The sequence below is a fragment of the Pyxidicoccus sp. M15 genome (genome assembly GCF_056858435.1).
In genome coordinates this window covers 3,003,154-3,029,001 of sequence record NZ_CM166495.1, presented here as the reverse complement: position 1 = coordinate 3,029,001, position 25,848 = coordinate 3,003,154, and the positions used below count along the sequence as shown (strand labels likewise).

Here is a 25,848-nt window from a genome sequence, read left to right as displayed (position 1 = left end):
ACCTCTACCGGGCGAGGTCCCTCTCCCGCCTCGCGTCAGGGAAGAAGGGTGATGCGGCCCAGCTGCGGCGTGGGTATCGGGTTGTTGGCGCGCGTGTAGGCCTCGAGCACGTCGGTATCGATGGGGCCCGTGCGCGGGTCCTTCCCCTCGGTGAGCACCGCGAGGCCGTCACCGCCGCCGGCCATGAAGTTGTTCACGGTGACGCGGTAGTTGGCCGCCGGGTCCACGGTGACGCCGTTGAGGGTGATGGACGCCGGGTCCACCTTGCTTCCCCTCGGCGCCGACGCGCTCCAGCTGAAGGCGAAGCCCTGCGACACCTGGAGGATGGAGGTGCCGGTCGGCTGGAACTGCTGCTCCAGCAGCGTGTCGAGCTGCGCGCCGGTGAGCGTCAGCGTCACCATGTTGTTGGAGAAGGGCTGGACGGCGAAGACCTCGCCGAAGGTGATGTCCCCCGCGTTGATGTCCGCGCGCACGCCGCCCGGGTTCTGCATGGCGATGACGGCCCCGCCAGTCGTCTCGCTGCGCGTGGCCGCGAGCATCCCGTCCGCCACGACATTGCCAAGCGTGGACTCCCCCGAGGACCCGGCCGGGAGGGGCCGCACGGGGGCCGCCAGCCCGCCCTCGGTCTGGCCGATGACCCTGTCCCGGAGGGGCGCGACCTTGCCGATGACTTCCTTCACGTAGGCGTCCACCGGCGCATGCGCGGTGTCCCGCGTGACGATGACGTTGCGAGCGGCCGTCTCCACCACGTCATGCGTGGTGGGGTCCAGCACCAGGTCGATGTCGGTGACGAGGCGCCCGTTGCTGGCCGCGCTGGTGACGCGCTTGCCGTCGATGATGCAGTTGTACGCCTGGTGGGTGTGGCCGGAGGCGACCACGTCCACCTCGTCGTCGAACCGCTCGACGAGGTCCTTGATGGGACCGGAGATGCCAGGGCACTCATCGAAGGAGCCCGTCGGCAGGCCGCCCTCGTGGATGACCACCACGATGGCCTCCACGCCCTGCTGCTTCAGCTCGGGGACGAGGGCATTGACCGTGTCCGCCTCGTCCTGGAAGGTGAGCCCCGCCACACCCGTGGGGTTGACGATGAGCGGGGTGCCCTTCAGCGTCATCCCGATGAAGGCGACCTTCGTCCCCTGGAACTCGCGGATGTTGTAGGCCGGGAACAGCGTCTTCCGGGTGGCCACGTCGGTGAACACGTTGGCCGAGAGGAACTTGAAGCTCGCGCCGGGGAACGTCGGACCCACCTGGCACCCGTCCACCGGGTGGCAGCCGCCGCTCTGCATGCGCAGCAGCTCGGTGAAGCCTTCATCGAACTCGTGGTTTCCCACGGAGTTGATGTCCAGCCCCATCATGTTCATCACTCCGATGGTGGGCTCGTCGTGGAAGATGCCGGAAATCAGCGGCGAGGCGCCGATGAGGTCTCCCGCCGAGACGACCACCGTGTTCTGGGCGTTCTCCTGCCGCAGCGCCTGGATGTGGTGGGCCAGGTATGCCGCGCCACCGGCGTTCACATCCACGGCGGTGCCGCCATCACTGGCGGGCACGCGGATGCGGCCGTTGCTGCCCGACGGTGCCTCCAGGTTGCCGTGAAAGTCGTTGAAGGCCAGGACCTGGACGCGGATCGGCTCTTGAGGCTCGGGCTGGGGCTGCGGCTTGGGCTCTTCCTCGCCGCAGCCGGGCTGGATGATGAGCATGGAGCTGGCGAAGAGGGCTCCAAGGACAGTGAAGGCGCGGCGGCGGCTCCGTGGGCTCGAAATGGCGGCGGTGAGGTTTTTCATGGGTATGTGGGTAGAAAAGCACTCCAACTGAGTTTCGGGAAATGACGGCGCGAGAGTCCACTCGGGGCCCGGCCCTTGGATTAATGAGCCTACGCGGTCGGAGATGATGCAGAAAATCCGTGGGCGGTGCCGGAGCACGGCTCGCGGGTGGCTCACCCCGCCAGCAGCGAGTCGCTCACCTGCGCGAGGTGATGGTCCGCGTCACCGAAGGTGGCGTTGATGACCGTCAGTCGCTTGAACAGGTGGGCCGCCCCCAGCTCGTCCGTGACACCCATGCCGCCATGGAGCTGCACGGCCTGCTGCCCCACGTAGCGCGCGGACTGCCCCACGAGCGTCTTGGCCGCGGACACCATCCGCCGCCGCTCGGCGGCGTCCCCGGACTGCACCTTCACCGCCGCGACCATGGCCATGGACCGGGCCTGCTCGGTGGCAATCAGCATGTCCGCCATCCGATGCTGGAGCACCTGGAACCTGCCGATGGGCACGCCGAACTGCTTGCGCGTCTTCAGGTACTCGCGCGTGGTTTCGAGCAGCGCGTCCATGGCCCCCACCGCCTCGGCGCACAGCGCGGCGATGCCCAGGTCCACCGCGCGCTCGATGACCGGCAGCGCGCCGCCTTCCTGCCCGAGCAGCGCGTCCGCGCCCACGCGCACGTCCGCCAGCTTCACCTCCGCCGCGCGGCCTCCGTCCTGCGTCACGTAGCCCTGGACGCCCACCCCCGGGGCTTCACGGTCCACGAGGAAGAGCGAGACGCCCGCCCTGTCGCGCGCGCCCCCGGCCGTGCGCGCCGAGACCAGGAGCTTGCCGGCCTGCGCCCCGGAGAGCACCAGGGACTTCGCCCCGCTCAGGACGTACCCGCCCCCCTCCCGCTTCGCCCCGGTGGCGACGTGCTCGAGCGCGTACCGGCTCCCCTGCTCGTAGTGGGCGAAGGCCATCAGCAGCTCGCCCATGGCGATGGCGGGCAGCAACGCTGCCTGCTGCGCCTCCGTGCCCGCGTCGCGCACCAGCCCGCCGCACAGCACCACGGTGGCCAGGTACGGCTCCAGCACCAGCACGCGGCCGAAGCCCTCCATGACGAGCATCGTGTCCACGGGGCTGCCATTCATCCCGCCGTGGGCCTCGGGGACGCCGAGCCCGAGCACGCCCATCTCCGCGAGCGTCCTCCAGTGTTCCCTGCTGTAGCCCGTGGCCGAGCGGGCAATCTGGCGCCGCTTCTCGAAGTCGTACTCCTTCGTCAGGAAGCGGCGCAGCGAGTCCTGGAGGGCCTGCTGTTCCTCGGTATAGCTGAAGTCCATGTCCGCCTCGCCTCACAGGCCCAGGAGCATCTGGGAGATGATATTGCGCTGAATCTCGTTGGAGCCGCCGAAGATGCTCAGCTTGCGCATGTTGAAGTAGTCACCCGCCGCCGCCGCCGCGTGCTCGCCTCCGACGCGCGGCCCGGAGTAGCCCGGCTCCAGCGCCTCGGGCAGGTACGCCAGGGCGTCATGCCCGCAGGCCTGCATCGTGAGCTCGAAGAGGGCCTGGCCGATTTCCGTGCCCTTGATTTTGAGCACCGAGGCGACGGGCCCCAGCCCCTTCTTCGCGTCCTTCGCCTCCGCCGACAGCACGCGCAGGAGCGTCACCTCCAGCGCGAGCAACTCCACCTTCACCTGGGCCACCTTGTCGCGGAAGCGCGCGTCCTCGATGAGCGGGCGGCCGTTGGAGCCCGTCTCGCGGCGGGCCACCGTCTCCAGCCGCTTGAGCAGCCGCTTCCACTGGCCCACGTTGGCCAGTCCCGTGCGCTCGTGGCCCAGGAGGAACTTGGCGTACGTCCAGCCCCGGTTCTCCTCGCCCACGAGGTTCTCCACGGGCACCTCGACGTCGTCGAAGTACGTCTCGTTCACCTCGTGCTCACCGTCCAGCATGATGGTGGGACGCACGGTGATGCCCTTGCTCTTCATGTCGATGAGCAGGAAGGAGATGCCCTCCTGGGGCCTTCCCTCCGTGCTGGTGCGAACGAGGCAGAAAATCCAGTCCGCGTGCTGCCCGAGCGTCGTCCAGGCCTTCTGGCCGTTGACGACGTAGTGCTGCCCCTTGCGCTCGGCGCGCGTGCGCAGCGAGGCCAGGTCCGAGCCCGCCCCCGGCTCCGAGTAGCCCTGGCACCACCAGTCCTCCCCGCTGAGAATCCGGGGCAGGAAGCGCTCCTGCTGCGCCTTGTTGCCGAAGGCCATGATGACGGGCGCCACCATGCGCAGCCCGAAGTCGAGCTGCCGGGGCGCGCCCGCGTCCGCGGCCTCCTCCTCGAAGATGTGCTGCTCGATCGCGCTCCAGCCCGTGCCGCCGAAGGCCTTCGGCCACCCGGGCGCGCCCCACCCGCGCTGGTGGAGGATGCGCTGCCAGAGGACCGTGTCCTCCTTGCCGAGCCGCAGGCGGTTCTGCACCTTGTGGCTCAGCGCCGGAGGAAGCTGGGCGGAGAGGAAGGCGCGAACCTCGCGCCGGAAGGCTGACTGCTCGGGAGTGTCGTTCAGGTCCATGTTCAGGCCACCTCGAAGAGACCGGCAGCGCCCATGCCGGTGCCGACGCACATGGTGACGACCACGTGCTTCACGCCTCGGCGCCTGCCTTCGATGAGCGCATGCCCCACCAGGCGCGCGCCCGACATTCCGTAGGGGTGCCCCACGGCGATGGCGCCGCCATTCACGTTGAGCCGCTCGTCGGGGATGCCCAGCCTGTCCCGGCAGTAGAGCACCTGCACCGCGAACGCCTCGTTCAATTCCCACAGCCCGATGTCGTCCACCTTCAGCCCGGCCCGCTTCAGCAGCTTCGGCACGGCGAACACGGGGCCGATGCCCATCTCGTCCGGCTCGCAGCCGGCCACCGCGAAGCCGCGGAAGTAGCCCAGCGGCTTCAGGTTGCGCTGGGCGGCCTGCTTCGCGTCCATCAGCACGCAGGCGGAGGCGCCGTCGGAGAACTGGCTCGCGTTGCCCGCCGTCACCACGCCGCCGGGCACGGCCGAGCGGATGCCCTTCACCCCTTCGAGCATCGTGTCCGGACGGATGCCCTCGTCGGCGGCCACCGTCACCTCGCGGGTGCCCAGCGCGCCCGTCGCCTTGTCGGCGGTGCCCATGAGGGTGGTGAGCGGGACGATTTCGTCGTTGAACCTCCCTGCCACCTGGGCCGCCGCGGCGCGCTGCTGGCTGCGCACGCCGTACTCATCCTGGGCGTCCTTCGAAATCCCATAGCGGGCCGCCACCGTCTCCGCGGTCTGCAGCATGGTCCAGTAGAGCTCGGGCTTGTTCCGGGCCAGCCACTCCTCCTTGAGGTACTGGGTGTTGACGTTCGCCTGCACGGTGGAGATGGACTCCACGCCGCCGGCCACCATCACGCCTGCCCCGTCCACGAGGATGTGCTGGGCGGCCATGGCGATGGCCTGCAGGCCCGAGGAGCAGAAGCGGTTGACGGTGACGCCAGCGACGCTCACCGGCAGGCCGGCGCGGATGGCGGCCATGCGCGCCACGTCGTTGCCGGTGGAGCCCTCGGGCAGGGCGCAGCCGAAGATGACGTCCTCCACCTCGGCCGGGTCCACGCCCGCGCGCTGCACGGCGTGCTGGATGACGTGGCCGGACAGCGTGGCGCCGTGGGTCATGTTGAAGCCGCCGCGCCAGGACTTCGCCAGCGCGGTGCGTGCGGTCGATACGATTGCGACGTCGTTCATGAGTGTCTCCCGCGGGAAGTCAGTTGAAGGTCTTGCCCTCGGCGGCGAGCCGGGCGAGCAGGGGCGCGGGCTGCCAGAACGCGCGGTGGCCGCGAGGGTTGGCCGCGAAGCCCTCCATCGTGCGCACCACGTTCATCAGCCCCACGGAGTCGGCGTAGAGCATCGGGCCGCCACGGAAGACCGGGAAGCCGTAGCCCGTCAGGTAGACGAGGTCGATGTCCGACGCGCGCTGGGCAATGCCCTCCTCGAGGATGCGCGCGCCCTCGTTCACCAGCGCGAAGACGCAGCGCTGGACGATTTCCTCGTCGCCCAGCTGGCGCGGTGCGACTCCCAGCTCCTGGCGGCACGCGTCGATGACCGCGTCCACCGCCGCGTCATGCAGGGCGTCGCGGCGGCCGGGCTCGTAGCGGTAGAAGCCGGAGCCCGTCTTCTGGCCGAAGCGGCCCATTTCACACAGCCGGTCGGCGATGAGCACGCGCCGCATCTCCGGGCGCTCCGCGTACTGGCGCTTGCGGATGGCCCAGCCGATGTCGCCGCCCGCCAGGTCCGCCATCTTCAGCGGCCCCATGGCGAAGCCGAAGGCCTCGATGGCGGCGTCCACCTGCTGGGGGGACGCCCCCTCCTCCAGCATCACCAGCGCCTCGCGCTGGTACATGGCAATCATGCGGTTGCCGATGAAGCCGTCGCAGACGCCCGACACCACGGCGGTCTTCTTGATGCCCTTGGCCAGCTGCATGAGGGTGGCGAGCACGTCGCTGCCCGTCTTCTCGCCGCGGATGACCTCGAGCAGCTTCATCACGTTGGCGGGGCTGAAGAAGTGCGCGCCCACCACGTCCTGGGGCCGCCGCGTGAAGCCGGCAATCCGGTTCAGGTCGAGCGTGGAGGTGTTGCTCGCGAGGATTGCCCCCGGCTTGCAGACCTCGTCCAGCTTGCGGAACACCGCCTCCTTGACGGACAGCTCCTCGAACACCGCCTCGATGACGAGGTCGGCCTGGCGCAGGTCGTCGTAGGACAGCGTCGGCTTGAGCAGCGCGAGCCGCTGCTCCGCCTTGTCGGCCTTGAGCTTCCCCTTGGCGACCTGGCCCTCGTAGCTCTTGCGGATGGAGCCGAGCCCACGCTCCAGCGCCTCCTGCTTCATCTCCAGGAGCACCACCGGGATGCCGGCGTTGAGGAAGTTGATGGCGATGCCGCTGCCCATGGTGCCGGCGCCGATGATGCCCACCGTCTGGATGGAGCGGACCGGCGTGTCCTCCCCCACCCCGGCCACCTTGGAGGCCGCGCGCTCGGCGAAGAATGCGTGGCGCAGGGCGCGCGACTCGGAGGTCTGCATGAGGTTGACGAAGGCCTCGCGCTCCACCCGCAGGCCCTCCTCGAAGCCCTTCGTGACGGCGGCCTCCACCGCGTCCACGCACTTGAGCGGCGCGGGGAAGTTCTTCGACGCCGCTCCGACGGCCGTGCGGGCGTACAGGAAGAATGCCTCCGGCCTGGGGTGCGTCACGGTGACGTCGCGCACCCGCTTGAGCGGCCGGCCCTCCTCGATGACGACCCGGGCGAAGGCGAGCGCCCCCTCGAGCAGGTCCCCCTCGACGAAGTGGTCGAAGAGGGCGGTGCCCTCGAGCTGCTCGGAGGGGACGGTGGCGCCGGACACAATCATGTTGAGCGCCGCCTCCACACCGATGAGGCGCGGCAGTCGCTGCGTGCCGCCCGCGCCGGGCAGCAGGCCCAGCTTCACCTCGGGCAGGGCAATCTGCGCCCCGGGCTGCGTCACGCGGTAGTGGCACCCGAGCGCGAGCTCCAGGCCGCCGCCCATGCACGCGCCGCCGATGGCCGCGATGACGGGCTTGGCGGACGACTCCACGTAGTGGATGACGGTGCCCAGGTGGGGCTCGGCGAGCGACTTCGGCGTGTTGAACTCGCGGATGTCCGCGCCGCCCGAGAAGGCCCGCTCCGAGCCGATGAGGATGACGGCCTTCACCGCGGGGTCCGCCTCCGCCTTGCGCAAGCCCTCCACGATGCCGGCGCGCACCGCGTGGCCGAGGCCGTTCACCGGCGGGTTGTCCAGGCGGATGACGGCCACACTGCCGTGCTGCGCGTAGTGGGTGCTGCTCATGTCAGCTCCTCTCTCGCAGCCGCGCGCCGCGAGCCGGGTGAGTCACTTCCGCAAAGTGACTCGCATTGAGTTTTACTGTCAAGCCGGCTATTACCGATTCATGACCTCATCTCGACCCAAGCCTGCCGGCAGGAAGCGGCATTCGCCTCCGGTGGCGACGCGGCTGGCGCGGGAGCTGGCGGGGAAAGGGACGAAGGCGAAGGCCACGCCCCTGGACGCGTTCCAGCTGGCTCGGAAGAAGTGGCTGGCCGGGGAGCGCATCGACGTCGGGGCGCTGGCGAAGGAGCTGGGCGTGGGCCGGGCGACGCTGTTTCGCTGGGTAGGCAGCCGCGAGCTGCTCATCGGGGAAATCATCTGGTCGTTCCAGGTGCCCTTCATGGAGAAGGCCCGGGCCGAGGTGAAGGGGCGTGGCGCGAAGGGCGCGGCCTACGTGGCGGGCGTCAGCGAGCGGCTGATGGAGGGCATCCGCTCCTTCGCCCCGCTGCGCCGCTTCATCGAGAGCGACCCCGAGTTCGCACTCCGGGTGCTCACCTCGAAGAGCAGCACGGTGCAGAGCCGCAACGTCGACCTGGTGCGCGTCTCGATAGAGGACCAGGTGGCGCGCGGGCACCTCACGCCTCCCCTGCCGGTGGACACCCTCGCCTACGTCATCGTCCGCATCGGCGAGGCGTTCGTGTACGCGGATGTCATCAGCGGCCGCGAGCCCGCCATCGACCAGGCCGCCGCCGCCATCCTCGTCCTGCTTGGCGGCAAGCCGAGGTAGCAACCTGCCGCGTACGGGCGGGACGCACCGCGTTCCCACCGCACGCAGTCTCCCGGGGCCTCACCGCCCCTACCCGGCGGCTCCAGGCGAAAGGGGCCCACCTTCCCAGGCGGCATGGACGTTGCTGAAATGCCGCCGCATGAGCTCCGAATCCACGCTGTCCACCTCGAAGCCCCACGGTCCGCTCGGACCCCTCGCGGTGTCATTGTCCGGCGGCGGCTATCGCGCGGCGGCATTCCACCTGGGGACGCTGCGGTTCCTGGACACCGTGGGACTGCTCCCCGACGTGGTGGGGCTGTCCACCGTGTCCGGCGGCACGCTCACCGGGCTCGCGTGGGTGGTGAGCCAGATTGACGGCAAGCCCTTCACGGAGTTCTACGACGGCTGGTCGGCCTACCTGAAGCGGACCAACGTGATTGGCGAGGCGCTGGGCGAGCTCACCTCGAACCGCGACCACGACAGCCACAACTGGGCCAGCCTCATCCGGTCCGCCGCGGACGTGTACGCCCGGCCGGACTTCCTCGGGGAACGGAACCTGGGCGAAGTCCTCGGCGCGAGCGGGCTGCAGCTCCAGGAGGCCATCTTCAACTCCACCGAGTTCCACACCGGCCTGGACTTCCGCTTCCGGCGGAGCAACAACCCGGCCGCGCTCCTGGGCAACAACAACTACAGGCTGCCGCGATCGGTGGCCCAGCACGTCCGGCTGGCGGACATCGCGGCCGCGTCGTCCTGCTTCCCGGGCGGCTTCGAGCCGCTGGTCTTCCCGCAGCAGTTCCACTGGCCCCGGGACTTCCCGCTCAGCGCCGCGCTCGGTGAGCTGGCACCGGGCTTCAATGGCGGGCTGCCGCTGATGGATGGCGGCATCTACGACAACCAGGGCGTCGACAGCCTGCTGCTGGCCTTCGAGGGGACTGCGAACCCGCCCACGCTGCTCATCTCGGACGTCAGCACGCAGAACGACGAGATGTACAACATCCCCGAGAACCCGACGAAGCGGGGCTGGGTGACGCTGAATGGCGTCTCGCGGATGGGCTGGGGGCTGTTCTTCCTGACGCTGGCCTGCGCGGCCATCCTGGCGTGGCATGGCTTCGAGAATGCGCGCGCGGGCACCTGGAGTCCCGAGGACTATTTCCTGTACCTGGTGCCCGGCGCGATGACCGCGTCCGTGGCGACGGCGCTGGTCTGGGCCCACCGCCGCCTGCGCGACGTCAACGCGATGCTTCAGAAGACGCTGAACCTGGACACCTGGCCGTCGTTCCAGAAGCTCACGGTGGCGGAGCTCGCGCAGATGCTGGTGCTGCGAGGCGGCTCGCTGCTGGCGCTGACGTCCAGCGTGTTCATGAAGCGGGTGCGGGGACTGGTGTTCAATCGCGTGTACGAAGCCGCGGACTTCAAGGACCGGCGGATGTCGAATCTCATCTACGCGCTCACGGTGAACCGCCCCCGCCTGTTCGCCGAGCACCCGTGGCTGCAGCCCGGGCCGCACCTGGTGGCACTGTCCCAGCAGGCCTGCCAGATGCCCACCACGCTCTGGTTCAGTGAGGCCAGCCAGTTCACCACGCTGGAGTCCGCCGGAGAGGCCACCGTCTGCTTCGTGTTGCTGCGCCACATCATCGAGCACCGCAAGGGACAGTACGAGTCCGAGGGACAGCCGCTGTACGGCCTCTTCCAGCGGCTGCGCAAGGAGTGGGCAGGGTTCAACCAGGGCGGGCGCGTGCCCGAGACCCAGCGCTCCGTGGCGGCCTAGGCTCGGTCGGCCCTTTTCCATGCGCAACCGGATTGCAGGTGATGCGACTCCCATGCTGAGTTGATGCCCGGACTCCCGGTCAGCGGCGAGCTTCCATTCGCCGCATCGCGAGAGGGTATGAACCATCAGGCGCATCGAATGCTGGGGTGGACGCTCCTTCTGCTGGTGTGGGCCGGATGCAGCGGAAGCGGAGACGGAGGGCCGCCAGAGGTCCTCGACACCCAGGCCCCCTCCGTCCCCGGCGTGCTGCGCGCCGACCCCGTCTCCAGCTCGATGATTGCCCTGGCCTGGACGGCGAGCGCGGACGACGTCGGCGTGACGGGCTACCGCGTCGAGCGGTGCATGGGCGAGGGCTGCACCGACTTCACGGAGGTGGGAATCCAGACAGGGCTCGCCCACCAGGATTCGAGCCTCGCCGCCAGGACGCTCTACCGCTACCGGCTCTCCGCCTTCGACGCCGCGGGGAACGTCAGCGAGGCCTCCACCACCGCCCAGGCCACCACCCTGGAGTTGGAGGCCACCCCGGATGGCGGTACCGGCAATGACGCCAATGCCACCGTGCCCGGCGAGGTCCGCATTCCGTACCCGACGCTGAACCACCTGACGGTGGAGTGGGCCTTCGGCGGGGACGACAACGCCAATGGCCTGGTGACGGTGCGCTACCGCCCCTCGGGCACCACGCCCTGGCGCGAGTCGCTGCCGCTGCGCCGCGTGCCGGGCGGCGGTAACGAGGGCTTCACCTGGGCCAGTCGCCACTCGGGCAGCGTGTTCGGCCTGCAGCCGGGGACGACCTACGAGCTGGAGTTGAGGCTCACGGACCCCGACGGTGGAGAGACCACGCGCACGGTGAGCGGCACCACCCGGGCGGTGCCGGCAGCCATGGCGGGAGCCCCGGTCAAGGCGGTGACGCCCGGCACCTTCGCCACCGTCGCCGCGAGCGCCCAGCCGGGTGACATCCTGGAGCTCGGCGCGGGGACCTACAGCGGGTTCGACTGGTCCCGGAGTGGTGCCGCCGGCAGGCCCATCGTCCTCCGTGGCACCGCGGGCACCGTCATCAATGGGCAGCTCAACCTCTTCAACCAGAGCTACGTGCACCTCGTGGGGCTCACGGTCAACGGGCGCATCCGCTTCAATGGCTCGAAACACCTGGCCATCACCCGCTGCACCGTCAACGCCAGCAGCAGCTTCGGGGGCGACGGCATCGTGACGTACCTCCGGGCGGAGAACGCCTATATCGCCGACAACGTGGTGACGGGACTCACCCCCTGGGCCGAGTCGTCGCTGGGCGTCGACGGCGACAACCTGGGTGAGGGCATCGCCGTCACAGGCCCCGGGCACGTCATCCAGCACAACCGGGTCACCGGCTTCCGCGATGGCATCTCCCTGCTCGAGGACGACGAGGCGGCGGACCAGCTCAGCATCGACATCCTGGACAATGACCTCCGAGAGAACGCGGACGACGGCATCGAGGCGGACTTCTGCTTCCACAACTGCCGCATCCTGCGCAATCGCCTGACCAACAACTTCATCGCGCTGTCATCGCAGCCGGGGCTCGGCGGGCCCACCTGGTTCGTGCGCAACGTCGTCTACAACCCGGTCCACCTCGCCTTCAAGCTCTACCGCGGCAGCACCGGTGACGTGCTCCTCCACAACACGGTGGTGAAGAACGGGGATGCGCTGGGCATCTACGCGGGCCGTCCGGTGACTCGCCTCTACTCGCGCAACAACCTGTTCCTCGGCGGGCCGGGCGGCAGCTTCAATGGCTACAGCAGCGGTTCCGGGCGCGCGCTGCACATCCCCGACCTGGTGACCGCCAGCTCCAGCATGGACCATGACGGCTTCGGCTCCACCACGGGCGAGCTCACCGGCAGTTGGGGAAGCATCCGCTTCTCCAACCTCGGCTCGCTGCGTGCCAACACCAGCGAGAAGAACGCGGTGCAGGTGGACCTCGGTGTCTTCGCGGCGAGCGTCGCATACCCGGCCGCGCCGATGACGCAGTACGCGCCACCCGACCTGCGCCTCCGCGCCGGCTCCACCGCGGAGAACGTGGGCCAGGTCCTCCCAGGCATCACGGATGGCTTCAGCGGCACGGGGCCGGACCTCGGCGCCCATGAGGCGGGCGTCGCGCCGCCGGTGTACGGTCCACGCCCCTGAGATTCCCAGCGCGCAACCCCGCATGCTGTTGGCACCCCCTGGAGGCCTTGTGATTCGAGCCCGTTCCCCCCTCGTAGCCATCGCTGCCGTGTTCATGAGCTTCGCCCTCTCCCCGCTGGCCAATGCGGCCCCGGCCGGAGCACGCGCGCAGGACGAAGCGGCCCTCCGCAAGCTCGTGGCCGAGCAGACCGAGGCCTGGAACCGTCAGGACGCGGCGGCATGGAGCAAGGACTTCACCGAAGACGCCGAGTTCATCAACATCGTCGGCACCATCTTCAGCGGCCGTGCCGAAATCGAGAAGCGACACGCCTTCGTCTTCAACACCCTCTTCAAGGGCAGCCGGAGCGAGGTGACGGTGCGGAGGGTCCTCTTCCTCGACGGAGGCGTGGCGGTGGTCGACACGGAGCACCTGGTGACCGGCTACGCGGGGCTTCCCCCGGGTGTCCAGGCCACCACGCCGGGCGTGCTGCGAACCCAGATGCGGTACGTGCTGAAGAAGACCCGCGGCCGGTGGCTCATCGCCGCGGGCCAGAACACCGACGTGAAGCCCGCGCCCGCGCCCGTCCCGGCCGGGAGCTCGCCGGCGCCTGGCGGGCACTGACAGCAGCCGGCCGTGAAGGCGGAGCATGGGAGCACGGCCCGGGCAGGCGCGTGCCTCCCTTGCTGCCCTCACGCCAGGGCGTCACCGGGTCGGCGCTCCGTCACTCCCGAAGGTGCACGGGCGCGGCCATAGCGTTGAGCGATGCCTGAGTGGCTCCATGCGCCGGACTCCTGGCTGGCTCGACTGGTGCTCCAGCGGGGCCTGGGACTCGGCTACCTCCTGGGCTTCCTCGTCGCGCTGGAGCAATTCCGGCCGCTGCTCGGGGAGAGGGGCCTGCTCCCCGTCCCGCGCTATCTCGCCAGGGTGCGCTTTCGCGACGCGCCGAGCGTGTTCCACTTCCGCTACTCCGACCGCCTGCTGGTCGCCGTCGCGCTCGCCGGCATCCTCCTGTCGCTCACCGTCGTGCTCGGGCTCCCCGACACGTGGCCGGTGCCCTTCACGGTGGCCCTCTGGCTCGTGCTCTGGGCGCTCTACCTCTCCATCGTCAACGTCGGGCAGACGTTCTATTCCTTCGGCTGGGAGTCGCTCCTCCTGGAGGCCGGCTTCCTCGCCGCGTTCCTCGGCCCGGCCTGGAGCGCGGTGCCCGCCCCGCTCATCTGGCTCTTCCGCTGGCTGCTGTTCCGCGTCGAGTTCGGAGCGGGGCTCATCAAGCTGCGCGGAGACCCCTGCTGGCGAGACCTCTCCTGCCTCGACTACCACCATGAGACGCAGCCGATGCCCAACCCCCTCTCGTGGTACTTCCACCGCCTGCCAGCGCCGCTGCACCGGGCCGAGGTACTCGGCAGCCACCTCGCCCAGCTCGTCGCGCCCGTCCTCCTCTTCTTCCCGCAGCCCATCGCCACCTTCGCGGGCCTCTTCATCGCGCTCACGCAGGCGTGGCTCGTCCTGAGCGGCAACTACTCCTGGCTCAACTTCGTCACCATCATCCTCGCCTTCTCCGCCTGCGACGACTCCGTGCTCGCGCGAGTCCTGCCGCTCGAGCGTGTCGGGACGGCCGTCGTCCCCTGGCACGATGCGCTCGTCCTCGCGGTCTCCGCGCTCATCGTCGCGCTCTCCTACCAGCCCGTGCGCAACCTCTTCTCACGGGAGCAGGTGATGAATGCCAGCTTCGAGCCGCTGCGCCTCGTGAACACGTATGGCGCCTTCGGCAGCATCACCCGCGAGCGCTACGAGGTCGTCATCGAGGGCACCAGCGACGAGCGAATCACCCCGGACACGCAGTGGCGCGAATACGAGTTCCGGGGCAAGCCGACCGACCCGAAGCGACGCCCGCCACAATGGGCGCCGTACCACCTGCGGCTCGACTGGCTCATGTGGTTCGCCGCGCTCTCGCCGACGTATGCGCCCAGGTGGTTCCGGCCGTTCATGGTGAAGCTCCTGCAGAACGACCCGGCCACACTCCGCCTCTTGCGGCTCAACCCCTTTCCACGACAGCCGCCGCGCGCGGTCCGGGCGACCCTGTACCGCTACCGCTTCACGACCTGGCGGGAGCGGCGCGACACGGGCGCGTGGTGGGAGCGCACGCGCCTGGGTGAGTACCTCCCACCCATGAGGCTCCTCGGCTGACGACGGGACGCGCTCCGCGAGGAATCCACAGACGTACGGCCGAGGCAGAAGTCGCATCACTCGCGCGATTGGCCTTCACGCGGAAAGCATCCGCGACGCACCGACCCCGGTCCGTTGAAACCGACACATCGACTCGCGTAACCGTGCCCCTCCCCGAATCCCTGGGGAGACACCAACCAACACGCGTGTATCGACAACTGGGAGACGACATCGTGACTTCTCAAGACCTGGGAGTTGCATCTGTAAATCAGTGGCGATGGAGTGTGGTCCTGCTGGCGGCGGTGGTGGGCTGTGGTCAGGAAACGAAGGCGCCGGCCGCTCCGCCGGAGCAGGAGGCCCTCCAGGTGGCGCAGCAGCAGGCCGCGATGCTGTCGCCGCCCGCCGGGTGTACGGAAATCACCCTGGGAGAGCTCCGGAACGGCATCGAGCTGACGCCCGTGCTGTACGGCTCTCAGCCGACGTACCGCGGTGAGTTCTCGAACCTGGGGGACCCGGCGGTCGCGGACCTCGCTCGCATCCGGCTGGATGTGAATACGGGGCCGGGGCTCCATGACCTGGCCGCGGGCGGCACCAACCTCTTCACCTGTGAGCAGTGCGTGTGGGGCATCCAGGATTCCGGGACGACGGGGCAGAAGATGTTCGTCGCCGAGTCGGGCGCGCTCCTGCTCGCGCTCCAGGTCTCCCCGCAGCAGACGATTGGCGCGCTCTCCAACGTCGTCCTGCGCGAGTCCGTTGCGGCGGCGCCGTTCGGCGCGCCGTATACCGGAAGCGCGCCGGTGGCGGGAGGCGAGTGCCGGTGGATTCGCTTCGCGACGTGGAACACGGTCCGCGCCGGAGGGTGTGACCCGCGTGAGGGCTCGCTGACGGCGAACCTGCCGGGCCACACCTGCGTCGCCAACGACTACGCGGCCGACGACGGCACGCTGGAGAAGTCGCTCGGTACGAAGACGCAGGGCGAGGCGTGCACGTACACGCCGGCGACGGGTGAGAATGCGCTCGCGTCCACGGACTGTGCCCGGGGCTACGCCTGCACCGACGCCTATACCTCCGCGCCGCAGTGCCTGGCCACGTGCGACTACATGGCGGCGGACCCCGGCTGCCCGAGCGGCACGGTGTGCGGCGTCTACGGCCTGTGCAACGCGCAGTCGGTCATGGAGCCCATCGGCTTCGCCTTCGACCCCGCGCTCATCGGTGAGACGTGCAGCGTCGGCTTCGCCGAGTTCTGCGGCGTCGAGGGCGCGCGAGGCGTCTGCATGGACCTGACGGGCTCGGGGCGGGGCGTGTGCCGTCGCTATGCGCGCGCCCGCTCGGAGTGTGGCCCGGGGGAGGAGCTGGGCTACGTCATCTACGGGCGTCCCGGTGGCGGGAGCGACCGGACCTACGGGTTCTGCTACCCGGACGGCCTGTAGGCCCCGCCGGACCTGCCCGGGTGCTGACGGGCCCGGGCAGGCACGAGGCCGGGCGCTCCCCTCCGCGTGGGCTCGACGACACGAGCCCATCCCCTGGGGAGGGAGAGCCTGGCATGCGGTGCCACGTTGCGAGGCCCGTGCATCGCGCCCCACCTTCTCCGCACAGGACTCACGGCAGAGGAGGCCATCATGTTCTCGTCCAGACTTCCGTCGGTGCTCGCGGTCTCCGCGGCGCTGTGCTTCACGGTCGCTTGCTCCAAGAGTGCGACAACCTCTCAGCAGACTCCGCCAGAGGCGACCGCCGCGAACCAGGCTCCACCCCAGGAGCCACTCGGCCCGGCCCAGCTCGAGGAGGACTGCCCCATGGTGGTTCCCGGAGCCCAGGCACGTGCGGAGGACACACCTGACGGCGTGGCGCTCACCATCGTCACCACCGAGGCGGACCAGGTGGCGGAGCTGCGCGAGCGCGGCCGCCGGATGATGCAGCGGCAGCAGGAGCACGGAGTGACGGGCCGCCGGGGATTGGATCAGCCTCCTGGCATCGAATACCAGGGCATGGGCGGCAGTGGCATCCAGGGCTCGGCGGGCGCGCCGAGTGTTCCGTCCGGCGCTCGTATCGAGGACGTCCCGAATGGCCTCAGCATTACGTACAAGGCCTCCGACCCCAAGGAGCAGGACCGGCTGAGCACGGAGATCCACGAGACCGCGATGAAGCTGACGCCGGGCCTGTGCCCGGGAATGGCTGCTCCGGTGAAGTGAGGACGTGGGCCGCCGCGGGCACGGAGCCAGCTCACTCCGCTCTCCCGCGGCGTGTGCCCGCCACGGCTCGAAGTCGCCGGGCGGGCACGTTACGCGTGGCGTCCAGCGCCAACGCGTGTCAGTGGCGAAGACACCCCATCAGACGGGCTGGCGGTAGTCGATGACGACCTGCCCGTTGCCACCGCCGACGTCGGGCTGGTTGGACTGATTGCTGCCCGCGTTGTACGAGCCGCCGCCGCCACCACCGCCGCAGTTGCTCGCGGCACCGCCCGCACCACCGCCGCTGTAGCCACCCGCTCCGCCGGCCGCGCCAGCCGCGCCACCACCGCCGCCGAAGCCACCGTTGCCGTTGAGGGTGCCCCCTCCACCGCCGCCGCCCGCGCTGATGGCCGCGCCACCGCCACCGCCACCCGAGCCAGCACCGCTGGCACCCGTGCCTCCCGCCTGCACCAGGCCCGCGCCGCCACCGCCTCCACCGTGGAAGCCCGCCGCGCCTCCGGAGCCACCGCCCGCGTTGCTGCCACCGCTCGCGCCGGGGCTACCATTCCCCCAGTTGCCCGAGGGGTTCAGCGCCGCACCCGAGCCGTTGAAGCCATTGCAGCCGGCTCCGCCGCCGCCGCCCGCCGCCACCAGCAGCGACGAGACGGACGCGGCCCCCGTGCCACGCCACACGAAGGTGCCACCGCCGCCACCACCGTTGGTGCCGTCGGCGCCACGGCCTCCCACCAGCAGCGTCAGCTGCTCACCCGCCGTCACGCTGAAGGTGCCCTGCAGCGAGGCGCCGCCTCCCGCTCCCGAGTTGTTGAAGGCATTGCCACCGCGCGCACCCACCGCCCTCACGGTCACCGCGCTCACGTTCGCCGGCACCGTGAAGGTCTGCAGCCCTCCCGTGTAGTTGTACGTCACTGTGACGGGAACGGTCGGAAGCCAGGTGAGGACGACCTGTCCGTTGCCACCGCCGACGTCGGGCTGGTTGGACTGATTGCTGCCCGCGTTGTACGAGCCGCCGCCGCCACCACCACCGCAGTTGCTAGCGGCACCGCCCGCGCCACCGCCGCTGTAGCCACCCGCTCCGCCGGCCGCGCCGGCCGCGCCACCACCGCCGCCGAAGCCACCGTTGCCGTTGAGGGTGCCCCCTCCACCGCCGCCGCCCGCGCTGATGGCCGCGCCACCACCACCGCCACCCGAGCCAGCACCGTTGGCACCCGCGCCTCCCGCCTGCACCAGGCCCGCGCCGCCACCGCCTCCACCGTGGAAGCCCGCCGCACCTCCGGAGCCACCGCCCGCGTTGCTGCCACCGCTCGCGCCGGGGCTACCATTCCCCCAGTTGCCCGAGGGGTTCAGCGCCGCACCCGAGCCGTTGAAGCCGTTGCAGCCGGCTCCGCCGCCGCCACCCGCCGCCACCAGCAGCGACGAGACGGACGCGGCCCCCGTGCCACGCCACACGAAGGTGCCACCGCCGCCACCGCCGTTGGTGCCGTCGGCGCCACGGCCTCCCACCAGCAGCGTCAGCTGCTCGCCCGCCGTCACGCTGAAGGTGCCCTGCAGCGAGGCGCCACCTCCCGCTCCCGAGTTGTTGAAGGCATTGCCGCCTCGCGCACCCACCGCCCTCACGGTCACCGCGCTCACGTTCGCCGGCACCGTGAAGGTCTGCAGCCCTCCCGTGTAGTTGTACGTCTGGGTCTGCGGCGTCTGCCCGTACGCGGGCCCCCACAACAAGCCTGTTACAAGTGCAGTTGATACAGCGAGAAATCTCGATACACCGATGCCATCAGGACGAGCGATCCTCATCGCGACCTTTCTTGTGGTGCGCTGCTGCGTGGCCAGGGTTGGCCACCGCGCAGCCGCCTGAGCAAGCAACGCGCCACTTCGAGTCAACCCCGCACACACCCCGGGTATGAGTCACCACGGGCCCCTGGGTCCCGGATGGCTGCGTCTGAACGGGACACACGTGCGTTTCGACAGGAAGCAACCAGGAGGGCTCCGTGAAACCACCGGAGCGCTGTGGGTGGCGAGCCGGCGAGGTGCGCACGGCGACCGCCCCACTCCCCTCCCTCACCGCATCCTCGATGGGGCTCGTACGGCTCAGCGCCTCCTGGAGGAAGCACCCAGCATGCGCAGCGCGAGCTCGGCGTGAGCGTCCGCGAGGGTGTCGATGTCGAGTGTGCCACCGGGCTCGTACCAGTACGGAAGGCGCACGCCCATCGCGGCAATCGCGCGCGCGGCGACGAGGGGATGGGGAGGAGCGAAGCGCCCCTTCGACACGCCGCGCTCGATGACCTCCATCAGCAGCGCGGCGGACTGCTCCCGGAGGGCCAGCGCCGGAGCCGCCAGCTCCGGCGTCAGGGCGTAGAGCTCCTCGTTCACCACCGGGGCGAGCTGCGGGTGCTCGGCGTGAGCGCGGGTGTGGGCGCGGACAGGAGACCGGGCATGCCGATGCTTCCGCTCGACGGGGTCTCCCTCCACTGCGACACGGCGGGCGAAGGGCCGCGCGGGGGCGATGTACAAGGCGGCCACGACGATTTCAGGCACGGCCTGGGCCATGACGTTCGGCAGCATCTACCACCCGGATGACCGGGGCCGCGACGCGTGGGCGTGCTTGGAGCGTCCGCGCCGCACGGTGCCGGTGCTCGTCATGCACGGCACCGAGGACGACGTCGTCAACCCCGTCAATGGCGAGCAGGCGGTGCGTCAGTTCCTGCAAACCAGTGACTACGGTGACGACGGGACGGCACGGGCCCTGGACTCGAGGAGAGCGGTTGGCCGGGTGCGGACACGACGACGCCCCCGGTCGACAGCCCCGGGGGCGACGGTTGCGACGGTGCTCCGCCGTACGGCGGGAGCTACATCGTCGGCATGAAGATCTTCAGCCCGCTGCGGCCACCGGCGCCCAGCGTGTTGCGCTCGATGAAGTCGCTCACGGACGAGCGGCCGTCGCCGGTGGTGATAGCGGTGTGGCCGTACTTCTGGCCCGCGGCCGACGAGGTCCGCTCCCAGGTGAGGACCATGCCCGGAATCTTCAGCGCCTCCTCGAGCGACATGTTGACCTGCTTGAACTTGTCGCGCGGCAGGTTGTTGTCAATCTGGTTGCCGTTGCCCCAGACCTTGAAGCCGAAGGCGTTCTGGATGGCCTTGCTCACGCCCGTGGCGCACAGGCCCTGGCTGTTGTAGCCGCCCATGCTCAGCGCGGCCGCGCGGCCCGCCTCCGCGAGCTTGCGCATCGCGGGGGTCGCCTTGCCAGAAGCCACGCCGTTGCTGCCCTCGGTCTTCCCGCCGCCCTTCGTGCCGCCAGTGCCCTTCGTACCGCCGGAGCCCTTCGTGCCGCCCTTGGTGCCCTCGAAGCTGTCCTTCCCGCTGTGGCCGGGAATGCGCAGGGTCTTCCCCGCGATGATGAGGTTCGGGTTGGCAATGTTGTTGGCCTTCGCCAGGGCCGAGACGCTGGTCTTGAAGCGGCTGGCGAGAGCCGAGAGGGTGTCGCCAGGACGGATGCGGTAGGTGGACATTGAGAATCTCCTGGAGCGATTGTCGCGATGTCCCTCCCGGAGTTGCGCCTAATTTCCCAGGCTCTTGGAATTCACCCGAATTCATGAGGCTCCGAGCCTGAGAATCCCGAGCAAAATCAGGTGAATGGGCGACGGGTGGAAATGACCCCGCCGCACTGGGAAAGGTCCCTCACCCGCCGCTGAGGGCCTGGACGAGCTGCACGGCATCCGTCGGGCGCAGCGCACGCTTCAGGTCGAACACCTGCTCGCCGTTCACGAAGAAGCGCATGTGCGGGCGCATCTGGTCCTGCTCGTTGACGACGCGGAAGCGCAGGCCCGGGTAGCGACGGTCAAGGTCGGCGAGCACCTCCGAGAGCGTGCCGCCTTCAGCCTCGACCTCGCTCTTGCGCGTGTACGACAGGAGCGGACTGGGAATCAGCACCTTCATGACGCCCTCCCCTTCAGCTCAGGCCACTTCAATGGCCTCCACCGCGTAGATTTCAGGAAGATTCCGCGCAAGGCACCTCCACTGCTCGCCTTCGTCGCGGCTCCCCCACAGCTCACCGCTCGTGGTGCCGAAGTACAGGCCGACCGGGTCCAGCGTGTCCACGCACATCGCCTGGCGCTTCACCGTCCACCAGGCCTGGCTCTCTGGGAACCCCGAGGCCAGGCGCTGCCAGCGCCTGCCGCCGTTGCGCGTGACGTACACGGAGGGCATGCCGCCCGGGCTGGTGCGCGGCCACACCGTCGTGCCGTCCATGGGGAACACCCATGCCGTGCCCGCGTCGCGCGGGTGCACCACCATCGGGAAGCCGATGTCCCCCACGCGCCGGGGCATGTTCCGCCCGATGCGCATCCACTCGTTCGACGGCCGGTCGAGCCGGTAGATGCCGCAGTGGTTCTGCTGGTACAGCCGGTCGGGGTTGCTCGGACACAGGCGCACGCAGTGCGGGTCGTGGAAGCCGACGTTCTCCGGGTCGAAGCCCTCGACGACCTCGAGGCCACGCACGAGCGGCGCCCAGGTCCTGCCCGCGTCCATCGATTCGTGCACGCCGCCACTCGACATGGCCATGTAGAGGTGCGCGGCGTCGCGCGGGTCGACGATGACCGAGTGCAGCTTCGGCCCGTCCGGCGTGCCGTCCTGCTCGCCGCCCATCCAGGCCCGGTACCGCGGGTCGTCGTTGAGGCCGGACACGGGCTCCCAGCTGACGCCGCCGTCCTCGGAGCGGAAGAGCCCCTGCGGAGAGGTCCCCGCGTACCAGGCATCCGGCTCGCTCGCGTGGCCGGGCGTCAGCCAGAAGGTGTGGTCGACGACGCGGCCCTTCTCGCCCTCCGGCGCCTTCGCGAAGGCCGGCGGACGCGCCGCCTCCTTCCACGTACGCCCGAAGTCCGTGGAGCGGAAGACGGTGGGCCCGAGGTGCCCCGTCTTCGCCGCGGCCAGGAGCGTGCGGCCATCGCGCGGGTCGAGGATGACGTGGCTGATGATGTGGCCGAGGAAGTGGGGGCCGTCCACGCGCCACGTCCGCCGCCTGGCGTCACCGTGGTACAGCCACGCGCCCTTGCGCGTCGCGACGAGCACCAGCACACGGCCCCGGGCAGCGCGCCTGGGTGCCACCTTCCGCTTCTTCAAGCCCGCTGCGAGCTTCCGGGTGACTTCCATGAAGTGCTGCTCCTCCGTGTGGGCGGCGAAGGCGCCGTGCGCATCGACGGCACGCACTGTAGAGGAACAGCATGGCCTCCAGAAGCGCGAGGCCGGGTGCAACCGCCGTGGGAGCAATGCGAGGATGCGGGCCGGAGGCAGTCCATGACCCGATGCGCCGTGCTCGTCATGCTGCTCTGCAGCTGCGCGACATCCAAGGGAGGCCCCGAGATGGGAGACGACGCAACGGACAGGGAACTTCGCCCGATGCGCAAGGGTGACCCGGAGCCCGTCTACGAGTTCGAGCCGGGGCCGCCCGTTACCGACACGGCGGGCCTCACGGCCTGGCTCGAAGCCCACCGGGGGAAGCGTCTTCGGCTGCCCATCATCATCGAGCTCGGAGAGCCGGGCCATCGCTTCGAGCGAGCACGCGTCGGAGACCTCGAGCTGCGGGTGACGGACCTGGCGCTGGGCGTTCCGCTGAGCGAGCGAATCGCCCAGAAGTGCGGCCGGGAGGCGAGGCGCTGCGCGCTCTGGCTCGAAGGGCGGTACGGCGAGACGCCGCCGCTCCCCGACCCCCTCCCTCAATACGAGGTGGTCAAGGTCGGTGACGTCGTTGATGAGACGGCGGAGCTGAAGGCCGCGAGCGCGAAGTAACGGCCTAGTGTGGGTGCTGCGGCAGGCCGTCGGCAATCTCGTAGTAGTCGCCCTTGTCGGCCACGTGGATGTGCATCGCAATCCGGGTGCCCGTGGGCAGCTCGAACGCGCCCATGGAGATGGAAATCTTGTCCTTCTGAATCGGGTCCCAGAACAGTGACGAGCCGCAGGTGGAACAGAAGCCGCGTCGCACCTTTTCGGAAGAGCGGAACCAGGTGACCTTGTCGGCGCCGTGGACCGTCAGGGCGGCGCGGGCAACGTCGGTGGACACCCAGAAATGACCCGACTGCTTGCGGCACTGCGAGCAATGGCAGGCATCGGGCGGATGCAGGTCACCGGCGACTTCGAAAGTGACGGCCCCGCAGAGGCAGGCTCCCTTGTGCATGGCATACTCCTGGGCTTCGAATGAGAACAGGCGCGGGCGTCACCACTCCCGCGGCCACGGATAGGCCTCGAGCTTCTCGGCGAGCGCGTCGCGCGTTGGCGCCTCGATGAACACGCGTCCCGTCGGCTTGCCGAGCGCGTAGTACTGCTCCGGCATCCAACCCCTCCCTTCGGCCATGGAGGCCCTGGAGGCCACTTCGGCTTCGGCGGAATCGACGACCAACTCCCGCACCCGGAAGACGCCGTCCTGCTCGAGGACGGCGACGAACGGATGCGGTGAGCCGAAGGAGAACGGCAGCTTTCCCGCGCGCAGCAGCGCGAGCACGTGGTTCTTGCCAAGCGGGGCGACGGGGGCCATGCGCCACTGCATAGCACCCCCGCGCTCCAGGGAAGGGATGTCGTGTGAGAGCCGATATCCGCGCTCCGTTGCGCCTGCACTTGCGAACCCCGAATCCCGAAGGCGAGGGCTCGCCTGCCCCCTCGCCTGCCCGTCGGGGGAGCACATGTGCCCAGGCGACGGACCGTGCCCATGTTCCCACCAACGGACCTCCAGGAGGGATGAGATGTCTTTGGAGACGATTCTGTTGTGGGCAGTCATCGGCCTCATCGCGGGATGGCTCGCGTCGGCCGTGGTGGGCGGGGGCTACGGCGTCATTGGCGACATCGTGGTGGGCGTGGTGGGCGCGTTCCTCGGAGGCTTCATCTTCCGGGCGCTCGGCACGGGGGCGCCCTTCGGCGGGCTCGCCGGAACCATCTTCGTGGCCTTCGTCGGAGCCGTGGTCTTGCTCCTGGTGCTCAGACTCATCCGCTCCTCCACGGTCCGCAGAGCCTGACGCGCACCGGCCTCGTCAGGACGCGGTGCCTGTCTGAACGAATGGAGCCTGCTCGCCCCGCGCGAGCAGGCTCTCTTCATTGAATCCGTCAGTCCCCCGGGTTGAGGAACAGGTTGACGACGGGGTCATTGCTGGAGTTCCAGCCCAGCACGCCGACGTACATTCCACGGCGGCCCCCGGTGTCGGACTGCGCGTCGAAGCCAGACGGACAGGGGTTGCTGCCGCACAGCCAGCCGTGGAAGAAGATGCGCTGTCCGCCGTCGAGTGCCGCCGCGATGTCCGCGCCTCCGGGGCCGCACACCCCATCCGTGCTTCCGGGCGTGAGCAGCGTGTGCTGGGTGACGGTGTTGAAGGCGTTGGCGCCCAGGCCGGAGGCCCGCATCCAGATGGTCTCGTAGCTGCACTTGTTATAGGGGCCGCGCGAGGCGAACAGGATGTAGGCCCCCCCGCGCTTCACGACGACGGGGTTCTCCACGATGCGGTCCGAGCGGAGCAACTGGCGGCTGGTGGCGCCGCTGAACACGTGGGTGCCGGCCGCGTTGAGCCGGACGATGCGCAGCGACGACGGCAGCTGCTGCGTCTTGTAGAGCAGGTAGCGCGTGCCATCGCTGTCCTTGAAGCCGGACGGGTCGATGACACCGGCGGTGGAGATGGGGCGGCCCGGGACGGTGTCGTCCGCGGTGGGGGTGTTGGCCAGCCCCGGGCAGACCAGCGGCCCGCCAGAAACCGGAGTGAAGGGCCCCAGGGGCGAGCTGGCCGTGGCCGCCCCGATGCAGCGCTGGCCGCTGTCCAGCCCGTCGACGGGGGCGGCGAAGTAGAGCACCCACTCGTTCGCGCCGATGCGCTCGAGGTCCGGGGCCCACATGCCGCTGCCGGTGGCCCAGGACGGCTTCACACTGAGGGCCGGCCCCTGGGACGTCCAGGGTCCGGAGGCGATGTCGCCCAGGGCCGAGGGGACATTGCTGCCGGTCGCCATGCCGTAGAACTGGCCGCTCTCGCTGGTGACCGAAGGGTCGGGGAACCCGTTGGTGGGTGCGTAGACCGGCTTCGGGAGCGCGGCCCACGCGGGGACGGCGATTCCCAGACAGGCGGCGAGGACGACGGCCGAGGTGGGGGTGCCGGCCGTCGCAAGCCGGCAGAGGAAACGGACAGCGGTGGAGCATCGCTTCATGGAGAGCCTCCAGAGGGAACGTCACCCTCCTGGAGGGAAGTTCCTCCCGGGAATCTCACTCAAAATGGAGAATCCGATTTTTTGGAACGCCTCGTGGGTCCGCGCCGAAGCGCGGCCTCCAGTCCGCCACCTCCGCCGTGGCCGTGTGGAGAACCACCGCCTGGGCTACAGTCCCGTGGACAGCATGGCTTCGACACAAGCGATGAGGCGTGGGCGCGGAGGGCCGCGGGCGTGGGCCCTCGCGGGACTGCTGGCGGCAGCCGGACCTGCCCTGGCCGCCGAGCCGGAGCCGAGCCCCGCGGAGCAGGCGCTGTCGGCGTCGCGTCCCCTGCTGGGTGTGGTGGTGGCCAGCCAGGTTCTGGACCTGGTGTCCGAGGTGGAAGGACGGCTGAGCGAGGTGACGACCCATCTCGGGCAGCGCGTCGAGGCAGGCAGGCTGCTGGCGTCGCTGGACCCGGAGCCGCTGCGGTTGGAACTGGGAGCGCGGCAGGCCAACGTGCGCGCGTCGGAGGCCGCCGTGCAGCGGGCGACCATCGTCCTGGCCCAGGCGCGACAGCGGCTGGAGCGGGAGCAGCGCATTCGTGACTTCTCCGCCGCCGAGGCGGAGGAAACGGCGCGCGGCGAGGTGGCGCTGGCGGAGGCGGACGTGCAGCTCGCCCAGGCGCAGCTGGCCGAGTCTCGGACGCGGCTTGCGCTAGCGGAGCGGAACGTGAGCCTGTCGCGTCTGCGGGCGCCCTTCACCGGCATCGTCACCGAGCAGTACCTCACCCCGGGTATGCGCGTGGGCAGGGACACGCCGGTGCTACGGCTGGTGAGCGAGGAATTGCGGCTGCGCTTCGCGGTGCCCGAGCGGCTGGCGCCCAGCCTGCGCCCCGGTGACACGGTGCAGGTGCGGCTGGCCACGGGCGGTGTGACGCTGACGGCCACCGTGGACCGGCTGTCACCCGAGGTGGAGCCCGCCTCGCGCCATCAGAAAGCGGAGGCACTGCTGCACGTGCCGGCGTCACTGCGCGGCCGGCTTGCCAGCGGGCTGGTAGCGGAGGTGTATCTCCAGCCCGACGCCCGCGCGCCGGACCGCGCCTCCACCACGCCCTGAGA

23 protein-coding genes are annotated in these 25,848 nt (G+C 69.9%); 10 read left to right on the top strand and 13 right to left on the bottom strand.

What is annotated here, in order from left to right; translation table 11 throughout:
- Positions 1-35 precede the first annotated feature (35 nt).
- The 5 genes from ACX9TP_RS12260 to ACX9TP_RS12240 form a co-directional block, all read right to left on the bottom strand.
- On the bottom strand, positions 36-1,781 hold the full coding sequence (locus ACX9TP_RS12260; protein WP_482979897.1) for a bifunctional metallophosphatase/5'-nucleotidase: 1,746 nt from the start codon (positions 1,779-1,781) through the stop codon (positions 36-38).
- A 152-nt stretch (positions 1,782-1,933) separates the two neighbouring features.
- Entirely contained in the window at positions 1,934-3,076 is a 1,143-nt protein-coding gene (locus tag ACX9TP_RS12255) for an acyl-CoA dehydrogenase family protein (RefSeq protein ID WP_482979896.1), read from the bottom strand.
- Positions 3,077-3,088: 12 nt separating this feature from the next.
- Positions 3,089-4,294, bottom strand: coding sequence for an acyl-CoA dehydrogenase family protein (locus tag ACX9TP_RS12250; RefSeq protein ID WP_482979895.1), 1,206 nt, complete (start codon positions 4,292-4,294; stop codon positions 3,089-3,091).
- 2 nt (positions 4,295-4,296) lie between these two features.
- On the bottom strand, positions 4,297-5,475 hold the full coding sequence (locus tag ACX9TP_RS12245) for an acetyl-CoA C-acyltransferase (protein ID WP_482979894.1): 1,179 nt from the start codon (positions 5,473-5,475) through the stop codon (positions 4,297-4,299).
- Positions 5,476-5,494: 19 nt separating this feature from the next.
- Positions 5,495-7,585: a 3-hydroxyacyl-CoA dehydrogenase NAD-binding domain-containing protein gene (locus ACX9TP_RS12240; RefSeq protein ID WP_482979893.1), complete on the bottom strand. Its 2,091-nt coding sequence runs from the start codon at positions 7,583-7,585 to the stop codon at positions 5,495-5,497.
- Between the two features lie 151 nt (positions 7,586-7,736).
- Between ACX9TP_RS12240 and ACX9TP_RS12235 the strand changes: the two genes are divergently transcribed.
- From ACX9TP_RS12235 to ACX9TP_RS12205, 7 genes are all read left to right on the top strand, one after another.
- Positions 7,737-8,348, top strand: a complete 612-nt coding sequence (locus ACX9TP_RS12235; RefSeq protein ID WP_482979892.1) for a QsdR family transcriptional regulator — start codon at positions 7,737-7,739, stop codon at positions 8,346-8,348.
- 139 nt (positions 8,349-8,487) lie between these two features.
- A complete protein-coding gene (locus ACX9TP_RS12230; protein WP_482979891.1) occupies positions 8,488-10,095 on the top strand; it encodes a patatin-like phospholipase family protein in 1,608 nt (535 codons plus the stop codon).
- Between the two features lie 138 nt (positions 10,096-10,233).
- Positions 10,234-12,249 carry a right-handed parallel beta-helix repeat-containing protein gene (locus ACX9TP_RS12225; protein WP_482979890.1) on the top strand — a complete coding sequence of 672 codons (2,016 nt, stop codon included), beginning with the start codon at positions 10,234-10,236 and terminating at the stop codon, positions 12,247-12,249.
- A 94-nt stretch (positions 12,250-12,343) separates the two neighbouring features.
- Positions 12,344-12,850 carry an SgcJ/EcaC family oxidoreductase gene (locus tag ACX9TP_RS12220; RefSeq protein ID WP_482979889.1) on the top strand — a complete coding sequence of 169 codons (507 nt, stop codon included), beginning with the start codon at positions 12,344-12,346 and terminating at the stop codon, positions 12,848-12,850.
- Positions 12,851-12,991: 141 nt separating this feature from the next.
- Positions 12,992-14,416: a lipase maturation factor family protein gene (locus ACX9TP_RS12215; protein ID WP_482979888.1), complete on the top strand. Its 1,425-nt coding sequence runs from the start codon at positions 12,992-12,994 to the stop codon at positions 14,414-14,416.
- Positions 14,417-14,679: 263 nt separating this feature from the next.
- Positions 14,680-15,825 carry a hypothetical protein gene (locus ACX9TP_RS12210; protein WP_482979887.1) on the top strand — a complete coding sequence of 382 codons (1,146 nt, stop codon included), beginning with the start codon at positions 14,680-14,682 and terminating at the stop codon, positions 15,823-15,825.
- Between the two features lie 363 nt (positions 15,826-16,188).
- A complete protein-coding gene (locus ACX9TP_RS12205) occupies positions 16,189-16,584 on the top strand; it encodes a hypothetical protein (RefSeq protein WP_482979886.1) in 396 nt (131 codons plus the stop codon).
- A gap of 138 nt (positions 16,585-16,722) precedes the next feature.
- On the opposite strand, the gene ACX9TP_RS12200 is transcribed toward ACX9TP_RS12205, so the two are convergent.
- The 5 genes from ACX9TP_RS12200 to ACX9TP_RS12180 form a co-directional block, all read right to left on the bottom strand.
- The gene (locus tag ACX9TP_RS12200; RefSeq protein ID WP_482979885.1) at positions 16,723-18,303 is read right to left on the bottom strand and encodes a hypothetical protein; all 1,581 of its coding nucleotides are present in this window, start codon (positions 18,301-18,303) and stop codon (positions 16,723-16,725) included.
- A gap of 366 nt (positions 18,304-18,669) precedes the next feature.
- Positions 18,670-19,143 carry a TetR-type transcription factor C-terminal domain-containing protein gene (locus tag ACX9TP_RS12195; RefSeq protein ID WP_482979884.1) on the bottom strand — a complete coding sequence of 158 codons (474 nt, stop codon included), beginning with the start codon at positions 19,141-19,143 and terminating at the stop codon, positions 18,670-18,672.
- 284 nt (positions 19,144-19,427) lie between these two features.
- Complete coding sequence (locus tag ACX9TP_RS12190) at positions 19,428-20,087, bottom strand: LysM peptidoglycan-binding domain-containing protein (RefSeq protein WP_482979883.1); 660 nt, start codon at positions 20,085-20,087, stop codon at positions 19,428-19,430.
- 169 nt (positions 20,088-20,256) lie between these two features.
- A complete protein-coding gene (locus ACX9TP_RS12185) occupies positions 20,257-20,514 on the bottom strand; it encodes a MoaD/ThiS family protein (RefSeq protein WP_482979882.1) in 258 nt (85 codons plus the stop codon).
- 18 nt (positions 20,515-20,532) lie between these two features.
- Positions 20,533-21,726 carry an exo-alpha-sialidase gene (locus ACX9TP_RS12180; RefSeq protein ID WP_482979881.1) on the bottom strand — a complete coding sequence of 398 codons (1,194 nt, stop codon included), beginning with the start codon at positions 21,724-21,726 and terminating at the stop codon, positions 20,533-20,535.
- 144 nt (positions 21,727-21,870) lie between these two features.
- Here ACX9TP_RS12180 and ACX9TP_RS12175 point away from each other — a divergent pair, with 144 nt between their 5' ends.
- The gene (locus tag ACX9TP_RS12175; protein WP_482979880.1) at positions 21,871-22,362 is read left to right on the top strand and encodes a hypothetical protein; all 492 of its coding nucleotides are present in this window, start codon (positions 21,871-21,873) and stop codon (positions 22,360-22,362) included.
- Between the two features lie 4 nt (positions 22,363-22,366).
- Here the strand turns inward: ACX9TP_RS12175 and ACX9TP_RS12170 are convergent, their stop codons facing one another.
- Both ACX9TP_RS12170 and ACX9TP_RS12165 read right to left on the bottom strand, forming a co-directional pair.
- Positions 22,367-22,747 carry a GFA family protein gene (locus tag ACX9TP_RS12170; protein WP_482979879.1) on the bottom strand — a complete coding sequence of 127 codons (381 nt, stop codon included), beginning with the start codon at positions 22,745-22,747 and terminating at the stop codon, positions 22,367-22,369.
- A 39-nt stretch (positions 22,748-22,786) separates the two neighbouring features.
- Positions 22,787-23,104 (bottom strand): hypothetical protein, encoded by a 318-nt coding sequence (locus ACX9TP_RS12165; RefSeq protein WP_482979878.1) that lies wholly within the window; start codon positions 23,102-23,104, stop codon positions 22,787-22,789.
- Positions 23,105-23,309: 205 nt separating this feature from the next.
- On the opposite strand from ACX9TP_RS12165, the gene ACX9TP_RS12160 reads away from it, so the two are divergent.
- The gene (locus ACX9TP_RS12160; RefSeq protein WP_482979877.1) at positions 23,310-23,579 is read left to right on the top strand and encodes a GlsB/YeaQ/YmgE family stress response membrane protein; all 270 of its coding nucleotides are present in this window, start codon (positions 23,310-23,312) and stop codon (positions 23,577-23,579) included.
- A gap of 88 nt (positions 23,580-23,667) precedes the next feature.
- Here the strand turns inward: ACX9TP_RS12160 and ACX9TP_RS12155 are convergent, their stop codons facing one another.
- The gene (locus ACX9TP_RS12155; protein WP_482979876.1) at positions 23,668-24,750 is read right to left on the bottom strand and encodes a glycoside hydrolase family 43 protein; all 1,083 of its coding nucleotides are present in this window, start codon (positions 24,748-24,750) and stop codon (positions 23,668-23,670) included.
- 202 nt (positions 24,751-24,952) lie between these two features.
- On the opposite strand from ACX9TP_RS12155, the gene ACX9TP_RS12150 reads away from it, so the two are divergent.
- Entirely contained in the window at positions 24,953-25,846 is an 894-nt protein-coding gene (locus ACX9TP_RS12150) for an efflux RND transporter periplasmic adaptor subunit (protein ID WP_482979875.1), read from the top strand.
- The last annotated feature ends 2 nt before the right edge of the window (positions 25,847-25,848 follow it).

Excerpts from the sequence above, each read along its gene's own strand:
- ACX9TP_RS12175 (WP_482979880.1), top strand. The coding sequence starts at position 21,871 with ATGACCCGATGCGCCGTGCTCGTCATGCTGCTCTGCAGCTGCGCGACA.
- ACX9TP_RS12165 (WP_482979878.1), bottom strand. The coding sequence starts at position 23,104 with ATGGCCCCCGTCGCCCCGCTTGGCAAGAACCACGTGCTCGCGCTGCTG.
- ACX9TP_RS12240 (WP_482979893.1), bottom strand. The coding sequence starts at position 7,585 with ATGAGCAGCACCCACTACGCGCAGCACGGCAGTGTGGCCGTCATCCGC.
- ACX9TP_RS12195 (WP_482979884.1), bottom strand. The coding sequence starts at position 19,143 with ATGCTGCCGAACGTCATGGCCCAGGCCGTGCCTGAAATCGTCGTGGCC.
- ACX9TP_RS12255 (WP_482979896.1), bottom strand. The coding sequence starts at position 3,076 with ATGGACTTCAGCTATACCGAGGAACAGCAGGCCCTCCAGGACTCGCTG.
- ACX9TP_RS12180 (WP_482979881.1), bottom strand. The coding sequence starts at position 21,726 with ATGGAAGTCACCCGGAAGCTCGCAGCGGGCTTGAAGAAGCGGAAGGTG.
- ACX9TP_RS12215 (WP_482979888.1), top strand. The coding sequence starts at position 12,992 with ATGCCTGAGTGGCTCCATGCGCCGGACTCCTGGCTGGCTCGACTGGTG.
- ACX9TP_RS12230 (WP_482979891.1), top strand. The coding sequence starts at position 8,488 with ATGAGCTCCGAATCCACGCTGTCCACCTCGAAGCCCCACGGTCCGCTC.
- ACX9TP_RS12260 (WP_482979897.1), bottom strand. The coding sequence starts at position 1,781 with ATGAAAAACCTCACCGCCGCCATTTCGAGCCCACGGAGCCGCCGCCGC.
- ACX9TP_RS12205 (WP_482979886.1), top strand. The coding sequence starts at position 16,189 with ATGGTGGTTCCCGGAGCCCAGGCACGTGCGGAGGACACACCTGACGGC.
- ACX9TP_RS12190 (WP_482979883.1), bottom strand. The coding sequence starts at position 20,087 with ATGTCCACCTACCGCATCCGTCCTGGCGACACCCTCTCGGCTCTCGCC.
- ACX9TP_RS12250 (WP_482979895.1), bottom strand. The coding sequence starts at position 4,294 with ATGGACCTGAACGACACTCCCGAGCAGTCAGCCTTCCGGCGCGAGGTT.
- ACX9TP_RS12150 (WP_482979875.1), top strand. The coding sequence starts at position 24,953 with ATGAGGCGTGGGCGCGGAGGGCCGCGGGCGTGGGCCCTCGCGGGACTG.
- ACX9TP_RS12160 (WP_482979877.1), top strand. The coding sequence starts at position 23,310 with ATGTCTTTGGAGACGATTCTGTTGTGGGCAGTCATCGGCCTCATCGCG.
- ACX9TP_RS12185 (WP_482979882.1), bottom strand. The coding sequence starts at position 20,514 with ATGAAGGTGCTGATTCCCAGTCCGCTCCTGTCGTACACGCGCAAGAGC.
- ACX9TP_RS12220 (WP_482979889.1), top strand. The coding sequence starts at position 12,344 with ATGAGCTTCGCCCTCTCCCCGCTGGCCAATGCGGCCCCGGCCGGAGCA.
- ACX9TP_RS12170 (WP_482979879.1), bottom strand. The coding sequence starts at position 22,747 with ATGCACAAGGGAGCCTGCCTCTGCGGGGCCGTCACTTTCGAAGTCGCC.
- ACX9TP_RS12245 (WP_482979894.1), bottom strand. The coding sequence starts at position 5,475 with ATGAACGACGTCGCAATCGTATCGACCGCACGCACCGCGCTGGCGAAG.
- ACX9TP_RS12155 (WP_482979876.1), bottom strand. The coding sequence starts at position 24,750 with ATGAAGCGATGCTCCACCGCTGTCCGTTTCCTCTGCCGGCTTGCGACG.
- ACX9TP_RS12225 (WP_482979890.1), top strand. The coding sequence starts at position 10,234 with ATGCTGGGGTGGACGCTCCTTCTGCTGGTGTGGGCCGGATGCAGCGGA.